Source organism: Methylobacterium sp. EM32, from assembly GCF_040593685.1.
Classification (GTDB): Bacteria; Pseudomonadota; Alphaproteobacteria; order Rhizobiales; family Beijerinckiaceae; genus Methylobacterium.
The window spans coordinates 1-12652 of the sequence record NZ_JBEXZS010000107.1 but is presented as its reverse complement, the minus strand read 5'-3'; the positions used below and the strand labels follow the sequence as shown (position 1 = coordinate 12652).

The 12652-nt window shown below is 72.2% G+C and carries 8 protein-coding genes; all 8 read left to right on the top strand.

All coding sequences use genetic code 11. The features are described from left to right. Positions 1 to 107: 107 nt before the first annotated feature. Complete coding sequence (locus ABZT49_RS15255; RefSeq protein WP_355286873.1) at positions 108 to 557, top strand: response regulator; 450 nt, start codon at positions 108 to 110, stop codon at positions 555 to 557. Between the two features lie 25 nt (positions 558 to 582). After that, positions 583 to 1872 (top strand): aminotransferase class I/II-fold pyridoxal phosphate-dependent enzyme, encoded by a 1290-nt coding sequence (locus ABZT49_RS15250; RefSeq protein WP_355286872.1) that lies wholly within the window; start codon positions 583 to 585, stop codon positions 1870 to 1872. A 405-nt stretch (positions 1873 to 2277) separates the two neighbouring features. After that, complete coding sequence (gene ssb, locus ABZT49_RS15245) at positions 2278 to 2850, top strand: single-stranded DNA-binding protein (protein WP_355286871.1); 573 nt, start codon at positions 2278 to 2280, stop codon at positions 2848 to 2850. 665 nt (positions 2851 to 3515) lie between these two features. Next, the gene (bcsA, locus tag ABZT49_RS15240) at positions 3516 to 5927 is read left to right on the top strand and encodes a UDP-forming cellulose synthase catalytic subunit (RefSeq protein ID WP_407943512.1); all 2412 of its coding nucleotides are present in this window, start codon (positions 3516 to 3518) and stop codon (positions 5925 to 5927) included. A 538-nt stretch (positions 5928 to 6465) separates the two neighbouring features. Continuing rightward, positions 6466 to 8805: a cellulose biosynthesis cyclic di-GMP-binding regulatory protein BcsB gene (locus ABZT49_RS15235; RefSeq protein ID WP_355286869.1), complete on the top strand. Its 2340-nt coding sequence runs from the start codon at positions 6466 to 6468 to the stop codon at positions 8803 to 8805. Then, complete coding sequence (locus ABZT49_RS15230) at positions 8802 to 10058, top strand: glycosyl hydrolase family 8 (RefSeq protein ID WP_355286868.1); 1257 nt, start codon at positions 8802 to 8804, stop codon at positions 10056 to 10058. The genes ABZT49_RS15235 and ABZT49_RS15230 overlap by 4 nt, the downstream gene beginning before the upstream one ends. Continuing rightward, on the top strand, positions 10043 to 12007 hold the full coding sequence (locus tag ABZT49_RS15225; RefSeq protein WP_355286867.1) for a hypothetical protein: 1965 nt from the start codon (positions 10043 to 10045) through the stop codon (positions 12005 to 12007). Before ABZT49_RS15230 ends, ABZT49_RS15225 begins: the two co-directional genes overlap by 16 nt. Beyond that, on the top strand, positions 12004 to 12652 hold a 649-nt coding region (bcsN, locus tag ABZT49_RS15220), incomplete at its 3' end, for a cellulose biosynthesis protein BcsN (RefSeq protein WP_355286866.1). The genes ABZT49_RS15225 and bcsN, both read left to right, overlap by 4 nt.

Genomic DNA, 12652 nt, shown 5'->3' with positions numbered 1-12652 from the left:
ATGCGACAGTCCCGCGCCGTTCTCCCGCCACGCTTGACCCATGGGATGCGGACCCATAGGCAGCACGCTTCGGCCGCAACCTTTCGCCCCCGCCCGCATTGCCCGCGATGACATCCGACCTCGACCGACACGATCAGGCTTCCCGTCGGGAAGACACCCGACAGGATGCGCCGGACGCGTCCTGCGACGCGGCGCCGGTGGTGCTCCTCGTCGAGGATGACGGCCTCCTGCTGATGGAGGCCGCCGACACCCTGGCGGAGGCCGGCTTCACCGTGCTGGAGGCACCCCATGCCGACCAGGCGCTGAAGGTGCTGGAGAGCCGGCCCGACGTCGAGGTGCTGATGACCGACGTCGACATGCCGCTCGGCTCGATGAACGGCTTCGCCCTCGCCCGCCTCGTCTCCCGGCGCTGGCCGCGCCTCCCGGTGCTGGTGGTCTCCGGCATGGGCAGCCCCGGCCCGCACGACATGCCGCCGGGCGCGCGCTTCATCCCCAAGCCCTACGCGCCCTCGGCCCTGGTGCGCACCCTGCACGACACCGTGCGCCGCGCCGCCTGAGCCGACCCTTCCACGGACGATTTCGATGAGCGATCCGACCAAGCTCCACTTCGCCACTCGCGCGGTCCATGCCGGCACCGCCCCCGATCCGGCCACCGGCGCCCGGGCGCAGCCGATCTACTTCACCAACGGCTTCGTGTTCGAATCGAACGAGCAGGCCGCCGACATCTTCGCCATGCGGGCGACGGGCTTCTCCTATTCCCGCGGCTCGAACCCGACCGTGGCGGCGCTCGAGCGCCGGGTCGCCTCGCTCGAGGGCGCCAAGGCGGCGGTGGCGGTGGCTTCCGGCCAGTCGGCGATGCTGCTCGTGCTGATGACCCTGATGCAGTCGGGCGACGCCTACGTCGCCTCCGCGCGGCTGTTCGGCGGCTCGCTCGGGCTGATGCGCCGGCTGGAGGGCCGCTACGACCTCGTCCCGCAATTCACCCGCGGCCTGACGCCCGAGGACTTCGAATCCGCGATCACCGACAAGACCCGGGCGATCGTCTGCGAATCGATCGTCAACCCCTGCGGCACGGTGATCGACCTCGCGGGCGTCGCCGCGGTGGCGCGCAAGCACGGCCTGCCGCTCGTCGTCGACAACACGCTGGCTTCGCCTGCCCTGATCCGGCCGATCGAGCACGGCGCCGACATCGTCGTCCACTCGACCTCGAAGTTCCTGTCGGGCTCCGGCACGGTGATCGGCGGCATCGTCTGCGATGCCGGCCGGTTCGACTGGAAAGCGACGGGTCGCTACAACCTGATCAACGAGCCCTGGCCCGATTACGAGGGCCTGATCGTCTCCGAGCGCTTCCCCGAGACGTCCTTCGCCACCGCCTGCCGGCTGTTCGGCCTGCGCGACCTCGGCCCCGGCCTGTCGCCGATGAACGCCTTCCTGACGCTGACCGGCACCGAGACCCTGCCGCTGCGCATGGAGCGCCACTGCGCCAACGCCAAGGCGGTGGCCGCCTTCCTGCGTGACCACCCGAAGGTGGCCTGGGTGAGCTACCCGTCGCTGCCGGGCCAGCCCGGCGAGGCCCTGGCGAACCGCTACTCGCCGATGGGCGCGGGCTCGATCTTCACGGTGGGCTTCAAGGGCGGCGAGGCGGCGGCCCAAAAATTCATCACCGGACTCAACCTGATCTCGCACCTCGTCAATATCGGCGAGATCAAGTCCCTGGCGATCCACCCGGCGACCACGACCCACCGCCAGCTCCCCGCCGCCGACAAGGAGGCCGCCCGGGTCGGGCCGGACACCGTGCGGCTGTCGATCGGGCTGGAATCGGTCGAGGACCTCATCGCCGACGTGGCACAGTCGCTGGACGCGCTCGACTGAGCGATCATCCGTCACGCAGCCGAGTCTCCCATCCTCTGCGTCATCCCGGGGCTCGCCGCAGGCGAGAACCCGGGATCCATAAACGCTGACGTCAAAGAATGAGGTCGATCGCGTCCCGCTTGATCCTGAATCGTGAGCGGTTATGGATCCCGGGTTCCGCTTTCGCGGCCCCGGGATGACGCGGAGAATCACTGGAAGAGCTGTATCGGCTCGCCCTTTTCGCTTGCCCGGCCCAGCGAACAAATATAGAACGTTGTCCGGCCTCCGGCATGTGTGAAGCGGGCACAAAGGCGCCCCTCCCCTTGCCGGTCCCGGCCTGTTCGGCCCAACTCGCGTGACCGAAGCGGTGGTCCGCGGCGTCGGCCGGGCATGCGCCCGAGTGAGATGGAACGAGAGGAGAGCGGGATGGCGGGCAGCGTGAACAAGGTGATCCTGGTGGGCAATCTCGGGCGCGATCCCGAGACCCGCCGGCTGGCCTCCGGCGATCCGGTGGTGAACCTGCGCTTGGCCACGTCCGAGTCCTGGAAGGACAAGGCGACCGGCGAGCGCAAGGAGAAGACCGAGTGGCACTCGGTCGTGATCTACAACGAGAACCTGGCCCGCGTCGCCGAGCAGTACCTGCGCAAGGGCTCGAAGGTCTATGTCGAGGGCCAGCTCCAGACCCGCAAGTGGCAGGACCAGTCTGGCGTCGAGAAGTACACGACCGAGATCGTGCTGCAGCGCTTCCGCGGCGAGCTGACCATCCTCGACGGCCGCGGTGGCGGGGCCGAGGGCGGTATGGGCGAGATGGGCGCCGACGACATGGGCGGCGGCCAGATCAGCCGCGGCGGCGATTACGGCGGTGGCGGCGGTGGTGGTCGCAGCAGCGGTGGACGCTCCTCCTCGTCCGGCGGCGAGCGGCGCCCGGCTCCGTCCGGCGGTGGCGGCGGCGGCAACCAGAAGCGCTATGACGACTTGGACGACGACATCCCGTTCTAGTCTGGTTTCCAGCGGAGCGCGGGCCGCTCCGGCACGGATGACACGACAGAGGTGAGAACCGGGAGCACCGCCCGATCGCGCCGCGATCGGGCGGTGTCGGCGTTCGGCAGCACCCGCCGGCGGCTTGGTCGAGCAACGCATCGCTCATGCGCCGCGACGACCGTCGCCCGCTCCGGGGGCCGGCCTGCAACCTGACTGCTATCGCAACCCCGAGTTGCGAAATTTAGTGCCGTGCTGACGTTGAGAAAGGTCCCGGCCCCACCTGCTCCGCTCTCTGCGTGAGGGCGCTGGACCGGTCCTACGCCGTGTCGACGACCGTGTTCGAAGACGACCGTGCGGACGACATCTGTATCAGAATTTGATCTGACCGCGATCGTCATCGTACGGGGCTTGGTCCTTAGACTGCACTATTACAAAATATTCCTATGAAAAATCGGTCTCGCCATCGCAGGACAGCCTGTGAGATGAGGGCTGGTCCAGGGCGATCCACGATCACGTGTGGCAATTTGATACGGGACAGGAGCGGTTTTCGCGCTCCGATGCATTGAGGACCATCGAAAAAAAGCAGGTTCTCGTAACGAGAAACCGACATATTCCTATGGCGTAGGAGACTTGGCGACTCGGAGGTGGCGGGCGTGGTGCGTGTGTTGCGATGGCTGGCCTGGATGGGGACGACGGTGGCCGGCCTCGCCCTTCTGAGCCAGCCCGTCGGCACCCAGAACCAGCTCGCGATGAGCCTCGCCGCCATGGCGGCGATGGCCGGGCTGTGGCTTGTCTTCGACGGGCCGCGGACGCGCTTCGTCTTCCTGGCGATGGGCAGCCTGGTGGTGCTGCGCTACATCCTGTGGCGGGTGACGGACACCCTGCCCTCCCCGGGTGATCCGGTCAGCTTCGGCTTCGGGCTGCTGCTGCTGCTCTGCGAGCTGTACTGCGTCTTCATCCTGTTCGTCAGCCTGATCATCAACGCCGAGCCGCTGCGCCGCCCCCCGCCTGCCGCCGTGCCGGCGGCCGACCTGCCCGCCGTCGACGTCTTCGTGCCGAGCTACAACGAGGATGCCGAGATCCTCGCGATGACGCTGGCCGCCGCGCGCCAGATGAACTACCCGCCCGAGAAGCTGACCGTCTGGCTCCTCGACGACGGCGGCACCGACCAGAAATGCGCCGATCCCAACCCCGAGAAGGCGCAGGCCGCACGGGACCGCCGGGCCGCGTTGCAGGCGCTCTGCCGCGACCTCGACGCCCGCTACCTGACACGCTCCCGAAACGAGCACGCCAAGGCCGGCAACCTCAACAACGGGCTTAGCCTCGCCACGGGCGACCTCGTGCTGGTGCTCGACGCCGACCACGTGCCGTTCCGCTCGCTCTTGGCCGAGACCGTCGGCTACTTCGCCGAGGACCCGAAGCTCTTCCTGGTCCAGACCCCGCACGCCTTCCTCAACCCGGACCCGATCGAGCGCAACCTCAAGACCTTCGAGCGGATGCCGTCCGAGAACGAGATGTTCTACGCGGTGACCCAGGCCGGGCTCGACAAGTGGAACGGCTCGTTCTTCTGCGGCTCGGCGGCGCTCCTGCGCCGCGTCGCCCTCGACGAGGCGGGGGGATTCGCCGGCATCACCATCACGGAGGATTGCGAGACCGCCTTCGAGCTGCATTCCCGCGGCTGGACCAGCGCGTACGTCGACAAGCCGCTGATCGCCGGCCTCCAGCCCGACACGCTCGCCGATTTCATCGGCCAGCGCTCGCGCTGGTGCCAGGGCATGTTCCAGATCCTGCTCCTGAAGAACCCGGCCCTGCAGCGCGGCCTCAAGCCGATCCAGAAGCTCGCCTACCTGTCGAGCATGACGTTCTGGTTCTTCCCGATTCCGCGGCTCGCCTTCATGTTCGCGCCGCTCTTGCACATCTTCTTCGATCTAAAAATCTTCGTCGCCAGCGTCGACGAATCGATCGCCTACACGGCGACCTACATCGTCATCAACCTGATGATGCAGAACTACGTCTACGGCAAGTTCCGCTGGCCGTTCGTTTCCGAGCTGTACGAGTACGTCCAGGGCCTGTACCTGTCGAAGGCGATCGTCTCGGTGATCTGGTCGCCGCGCAAACCGACCTTCAACGTCACCAACAAGGGCGCGACGCTCGATCACGACCACCTGTCGGCGCTCTCGCTGCCGTTCTTCGCGGTCTACGGCCTGCTCCTGACCGGCTGCGTCGTCGCGGCCTGGCGCTACCTGTTCGAGCCGGGCGTCACCAACCTGATGCTGGTCGTCGGGCTGTGGAACCTGTTCAACCTGCTCACCGCCGGGGCGGCGCTCGGGGTCTGCGCCGAGCGGCGTCAGTTCGAGCGCACGCCGTCCCTGGCGATCGCCCGCCGCGGCCAGCTCACCCTCGGCGGCCGGGCCGTCGACGTGGCGGTCGAGCGGGTCTCGGCCGAGGCCTGCACCGTGCGGATGCCGGCGGCGTTCCTCGCTCCCGGCGCGGGCCACCGCCCGGTCCCCGGCACGCTCACGGTGGTGCCGGTGGCGGGTGCCCGCCCCGCCGGCGCCCTGCCGGTGGTGCTCGGGCCGGTCACGCGGTCCGGCGCCGACGCGGTCTGCCGCCTCGCCTTCGGGACCCTGCGGCCGCAGGACTACGTCGCGCTGGCCGGGCTGATGTACGGCGATGCCGAGGCGATGCGCCGGTTCCAGCTGCGCCGGCGCCGTCACAAGGATCTGTTCACCGGCACGCTGCAGTTCATCTGGTGGGGCTTTTCCGAGCCGGTCCGCGCCCTGCGCTACGCGCTGGCCGGCGAGGTGCGTCGGCCGATGCCGGTCGAGGCCCCGGTGGACCCGGTCTACGACGAGCCGGCCCGGGACGTAGGCCCGCCCCAGCCGGTCGACCTGCCCCTCGCCCCGCTCGCACGGCCGACCCTCCCGATCCGCACGCAGGCCCCCGCCGCCCAGACCCAGGCTCACGCCCAAGGTGCGAACCAAGATGCGACCCAAGACGAGGCGGAGGCCGATGGCGACTGGGTCCGCCTGATGCTCGATTTCGAGAACGACCGCGCGCTCGCCGCCCGCGGCCGGCGCACCGACGCGGCGTGAGGTGGCGATGATCCTGCGCCGCCTCGCCCTTCTTCAACGCGGGATCCGCGCGGGTTTTCCCCTCTCCCCGCGGGCGGGGAGAGGGCTGCGTCTCCGTTCAGGAGACGCAGCAAGCGGAGGCTTGAGCCGGAGCGAGGGTGAGGGGGTGCCCCCGGATGAGCCTCTTCCGGCACTGCCCCCTCACCCTCGCCCTGCGGGCTCGCGGCTGACCCGACAAGGGATCAGCCGCCCTCTCCCCGCCCGCGGGGAGAGGGGGAAACCAGCGCTCCTTCCCGAACAGCCCTGCCACAGGGGTGATCAGCTTCGTGAGAGCCCGAGGTCGCCAGGAAGGGGGGGGCGTCTGACCGCGACCCTGGCGGCGCTGCTCGCCTGCCTCCTCGCCACCCCCACCCTCGCCCAGAGCTTCCTCGGCACCGGCCCGACCGAGCGCCTGACCCTGCCGCCCACGGGCGAGCCCCTGCGCGCCCCGCCACGGCCGCCAGGGCAGGGAACACAAGCACCGCAGGCCCAACCCGAGCCCAACCCCGTCCGCCGCGGTATGGCGGTGGTGGCGGCGGTCGAGGCGGCGCGGCGGTTTCCCGCCGGCACGGGCGGCTACCGCCTCGCCGGCGAGGAAGCCTCGCTGCAATTCCCCGTCTACGTGACCGAGGCGCAGGCCCGCGGCCCGGCGAAGCTGCGCGTCTCCTACCTCTCGGCGATCTCGGTGGCGCCGGAATCCTCCGAATTGTCGGGCAGCGTCAACGGGACCCGGGTTGGCTGGACCCGGATCCAGGCCCCCGGCGCCGTCAAGGTGGTCGAGTTTCCCCTCCCTGAGGGCGTGCTCAAGCCCGGCTACAACGCGGTGACCCTCGCGGCGAGCCAACGCCACCGGGTCGATTGCTCGACCGAGGCCACCTACGAGCTGTGGACCCAGATCGACCCGTCGCGCTCCGGCCTCGTCGTGGCCCAGGCCTCCGACCTCGACCTCAAGACCCTCGCGGCGCTCGAGCCCGACGAGAGCGGGGCGCTGCCGATCGGCGTGCTGCTCGCCGAGCGGCCGAGTCCGGAGCGGTTGGAGCGGATGATCGGCGCCGTGCAGGCGGTCGCCCTGGTCGGGCGGCTCGCGCGGCCGGCGGTGAGCTTCGGCCCCGCCCTCTCCGGCCGCGCCGGCCTCACCCTCGCGGTCGGCACCGCCGCGGAGATCCGAGGCACCGAGGGGCTGGAAGAGCTCGGTCCCATCACCGGCCCGCGGGTCGCCGTGCTGGCGCCGCGCGGCAGCCGCGCCCCGGTCCTCGTCGTCACCGGCGTGAGCGCGGCGGATGTGCGCCAGGCGATCGCGACGCTCGCCGCCTCGGGCGACGCGTCCGGAACGCCGCCGGGGACGCGGCTCGCCGATCTGACCCGCGGCACTCCGGTCCAGGGGGGCGAGAGCCTGACCCTGGATCAGCTCGGGGTCACGAGCCGCGAGTTCGACGGCCGGCTCTTGCGGGTCGGCTTCGCGGTGCGATTTCCCGCCGATTTCGTCCCGGCCGATTACGGCAAGGTGATCCTGCACCTCGCCGGCGGCTACGCCGCCGGCCTAGAGCCGAGTGCCCGGATCGTCGTCGACATCAACGGCCGCAACGCTGCCAGCGTGCCCCTGCCCTACAGTCGCGGCGAGGTTTTTACCGACAGCGCGATCCCGCTGCCCCTGAGCCTGTGGCGGCCCGGGCTGAACCGGGTCGAGATCAGCGCCCAGCTCCCCACCGCCGCCGACCGGACCTGCGACACCCTGGCGCCCGGCGCCCGGCGCGCCCGCTTCCTGTTCCTCGACCGCACCCGGATCGACATTCCGGCTCTCGCCCGCGCGGTGCGCAGCCCCGACCTCGCCGCTGTCAAGGCCGGCGCGGTGCCGTTCCTGGCGCCGAACCTCCCAGCCAATGCCCGGCGCCCGCGCCTCGTCCTGCCCACCCCGGACCGCGATTCGGCGTCCGCCGCCGCGACCCTGGCGGCCCGCCTCGCCATCGCGGCCAACCGGGTGATCGACTTCGAGATCGGCAATGACGAGCGCGAGGCGGGGGGCGGCGCCCACCTGATCGTCGCCCCGGTCCGCGCGCTCACCCCCGCCGCGCTGGAGGCCGTCGGCCTCGATCCGGCGCAGGTCCGGGGGATCTGGGAGGGCCGGGCCGAGACCGTCGCCACCCCCGGCCCGTTCGGGGCCGAGGGTGTCGTCACCCTCGACCGCCTGCGCCGCAACCTGCCGATGCGCTGCGCCCTGCCGGCCCTCACCACGCCCCTGCGCACGGCCTCCGCGGCCCCGGCCCCGGCGCAGGCCGCCCCGCAGGCCCCCGCGCCCGATCCGACCGAGGCGCCCGCCGACAGCGAGGCGGACCTGGTCGCGCGCTGGGACGAGTCGGCGCGCGGCCTCACCGTCGTCCCGGCGGTGCTCGCCAATGCCTGGGCCGGGCTGGTCCAGCGGGCGGCGGAGACCCGCGACCTCGCGCTCCGCCTCGCCGGCGGGCCGGCGCCGGAGGCGGTGCCGCTCAATCCCCGCGCCTCGCTGATCATCGCCCAGGGCGCCGGAGGGCGGCTCCGGGACGGCACCGTGGTGGTGACCGCCCCGAACGCCTCGATCCTCAAGGCCTCGGTCTCCTGCCTCGTCGATCCGGTGGTGTGGACCAACCTCTCCGGCCAGGCCGCCTTCCTCGACGCCTCGGACGGCAGCCTCACCACCGTGCAGCCCAAGCGCGTCGGGCTGATCGAGACGCAGGCGCGGGGTCTTGCGAACCTGCGGCTCGTCTCCGCCGCCTGGCTCTCCCTCAATCCCGGCGCCTACGTGGCGATGACGCTGGTCATGGCGCTCTGCCTCGGCCTCGCCACCACGAGCCTGGTGCGCCAGCTCGGCCGGAGGAACCGATGAGCCGCCGGACCCTCCCCGCCCTCGCCTGCGCCGCGTCGCTGCTCCTCTCGGCGATGCCCGGATGGGCGCAAGCGCCGCAGGCCCCTCAAGCGCCGCAGGCCCCTCAAGCGCCGCTTCCGGCTCAGGCGCCCGACGGCACCCAGGGTCAGGTCGCGCAAGGACAGGAACCGACCCCCGTGCCCCCCGCCACCGCCGTCCCGAGCCTGCCCTCCGCCAATCCGGGCGAAATGCCGGGCCGGGCCGCCGGGCTCGCGCTCGCCGGCAGCCTCGGGGACGATCCCGGCTGGCGCGCCTACCGGGCCCGGTTCGTGACCGAGAAGGGCCGGATCGTCGATACCGCCAACGGCTTCATCAGCCACAGCGAGGGCCAGGGCTACGGCATGCTGCTGGCGGTGGCGGCGGGCGACCGGGCCGCCTTCGAGCGGATTTGGGGCTGGACCCGCGCCAACCTACTGGTGCGCTCCGACGAGCTCCTGGCCTGGCGCTGGGCGCCGGACCACCGCCCGGCGGTCTCCGACATGAACAACGCCACCGACGGCGACATCCTGGTCGCCTGGGCCCTGACCGAGGCGGCGGAGGCCTGGGGCGAGCCGTCCTACCGCACGGCGGCGCGGCGCCTCGCCGTCGAGTTCGGCCGCAAGACGATCCTGTTCCGCGCCGCGCCCGGGCCCCTGGTGCTGCCGGCGGTCGCAGGATTCGCCGCCCGCGACCGGGCCGACGGGCCGCTCGTCAACCTGTCCTACTGGGTCTTCCCGGCCTTCCAGCGCCTCGGGATCGTCGCACCCGAATACGACTGGGCCTCGGTGATCCGCAGCGGCGTCGAGGTGCTGCGCCGCGCGCGCTTCGGCCCGAGCGGCCTGCCGACCGAGTGGATCTCCGCCAAGGACGAGGCGCTTCGCCCCGCCGACGGCTTCCCGCCGCTGTTCTCCTACAACGCCATCCGGATTCCGCTCTACCTCGCCTGGGCCGGCGTCGGCCGGCCGGACGATTACGCGCCGTTCCGGACCCTGTGGGGCGGGATCGACCGCGAGCGCCTGCCGATCGTCGACACCCGCGACGGCCGCCCGGTCGAGTGGCTGACCGAGCCGGGCTACACCGCGCTCCCCGCCCTCGTCGCCTGCGCGCAGGACGGCACCCCCTTCCCGGACTCTCTTCGCAGCGTGCAGGACGGGCAGAACTACTACCCGACGACGCTCCACCTCCTCGCCCTGGTCGCGGCCCGGATGCGCTACCCGTCATGCCTCAAGTCGTGAGCCGCTCCCTCCCCCTCGCCGCGGCTGTCCTGGTCGTTGCCGGGCTGCCCCTGGCCGCGAGCCCCGCTCTCGCCCAGGCGCCCGACACCGCCCTGCCGCGGGTCGTCTACGGCGACGGCGTGCGCGCGCCGGCCATCATGGTCGACCCCGAGACCTCCCGCACCCCCGGCATGGTCGACGAGAGCGCGCTGCGCTACTACGCCTCGCAGAAGCAGACCGCCCGGATGCGGGCGGAGATCGCCCGCCTGAAGCGGCTCTATCCGGGCTGGACTGAGCCGCCGGACCTCGACAGCCTGCAGCCGAGCCCGCCCGAGGAGGCGCCGCTCTGGGACCTGTTCACCGCCGGCCGCCTGCAGGATCTGCGCGCCGCGATCACCGCGCGCCGCTCGGTCGAGCCGTCCTGGCAGCCCTCGGAGGAGCTCGGGCGCAAGCTGCGCCGGGCGGAGTTCCGCTCCAGCATCGCGGCGGCGGCGGGCAAGAACCCGGAGGAGGTCGTCGCGCTCTACCGCGCCGATCCGAGCGCCCTCGACCCGGCAGACGTCGAGAGCATCTGGATCATCGCCGACGACCTCGCCGCCACCGGGGCGAGCGAGGACGCGTTCAACCTCTACAAGTCGGTGCTGGACGGCAACGCCGATACCGGCGCGCGCCTCGCGACGATCCAGAAGGCGATGGCGCACATCAAGATGGAGCAGGCCGAGCGCCTGATCGCCATGGGGCGGCAGGATCCCTCCGGGGCCTCCGAGTTCGAGCCGATCCGCCTCGACATCACCCGGGCGCGGATCGCCGCCTTCCTGCACGACGAGCCGGCCCAGACCCCGACCCTGCCCGACCTCACCGCCTTCCAGGCCTATGCCCGCAAGACCGCCGAGCCGAGCCAGACCGGGCTCCTCGGCTGGTACGCCTACAAGCGGCGCCAGTTCCGCGAGGCGCTGGAGTGGTTCAAGCTGGCGATCGCGCGCGGCGGCGACGCGATGGTGGCGCACGGCCTCGCCCACACCCTGCGCGAGCTCAACATGATGCGCGAGGCCGAGGAGGTGGCCTATGCCTGGCGCGACCGCTTCGTCGGCAACGAGCTCCTGTTCATCGACCTCCTGGAGCGCAAGCTGACCCTGGCGAGCCCGCCCTACATCGAGCCGGCCCGGATCGAGCGCTACGCCCGCGTCGTCAACGCCACCGCCTCCGGCGAGGGCGCCCAGGGGCTGGCCTGGTACGCCTACAATTCCTGCCAGTTCGACGCCGCCCTCGAGTGGTTCCAGCGCGCGGTGGCCTGGATGCCGAGCGAGAGCACGGTGTTCGGCTACGCCCTGACGCTCCAGCGCCTGCGGCGCCAGCGGCCCTACCTGGAGGTGGTCAACCGCTACGACGGCCTGTTTCCGAAGGTGGTCGACCTCCTGTTCCGTGAGAGCCAGGGCGGTCCCCCGCTGCCCTGCGCCGTGCAGGGGGCGACCGCCTCCACCGGCGGCCGGGCCGCGCCCGCGGCGGCCAACGCCGTGCGGCCCGAACCGCAGGCCTCCTACGGCCGGGTGCCGCGGCCGGACGCCCCGGGCGCCGGGGGCCGGACCGAGGCGGTGCCGCCGGCGGTCCAGCGCGGCGAGTTCCCCCTGGCGGTGCCCCTCGACAATCCCCTGCGCTATCCCGCGGGCGGGACCGGCCAGGCGCAAGCGGGGGCTTACGCTCGCGAGCCGTCGGTGCCGGCGCCGCCGCTCGTCGCCCGCCGGGTGCCGGGCGCCGGGGCGATGCCCTACGAGCGCTACGGCTACGCGCTCCTGCCGGGCTATAACGGCCTCGACAAGCCCGAGGGACTGACCGGGCCCCCGCCCGGGACGCTGTGGCAGGACCAGCAGGGCGAGCGCACGCGCTCCGCCTCCCCCGAGAGCGTCCGCTTCTCGGTGCCGGCCCGCACCACCTCGGAGCGCGCGGTTCCCGCCGAGAAGGGTTATCCGTGAGCGCCCGCCTGTCCCTCGTTCCCCTCGTTACCGCACTCCTGGCGCTCCTCGCGGGGGTGGGCCCCGCCCCGGCGCAGCCCGCTCCGGCCCTGCGGCTGCCGGGCGCCGGCCGGGTCGCCGCGGTGATCGAGACGCGCCAGCGCGACGGCTTCGACCAGCGCATCCGCTACGAGGGCGGCGACGGGCGCAACCACGCCGAGATCGCGCTTCGCAACGAGACCGGCGACCTGCTCCTCGCCTTCCCGCCGCGCCTCGCCAAGCCGAGCGAGTTCGGCATCGCCGGCGAGATCGCCGTGCGCTTTCCCGGCGAGCCGATGCGGATTCAGGCAGTGCCGCCCCGCAACGCCTACGGGCCGATCGGCCTGGCGCTCGGCGCCGACTGCCTCTACGCCTGGCAGTGGTTCGAGCGGCCGCGGCGCGACGCGCAGGTCGCGTCCCGCGACGGGATCTTCGGCACCACCGATACCTCCGCGCCGCGCCGCGCCCTGTCGCTGCGGATCCGGCTCTGCCGCACCGCGCAGGCGAGCCTCGACGACCTCGTGGCGGCCATCCGGCACCTGACGATCGCGCTGCCGGGCGACGGCGCGGTCCGGGCGCCCGCTGCGCCGCGCCCGACCCCCCGCCGCCGGGTGGCGAAGCCGGCGC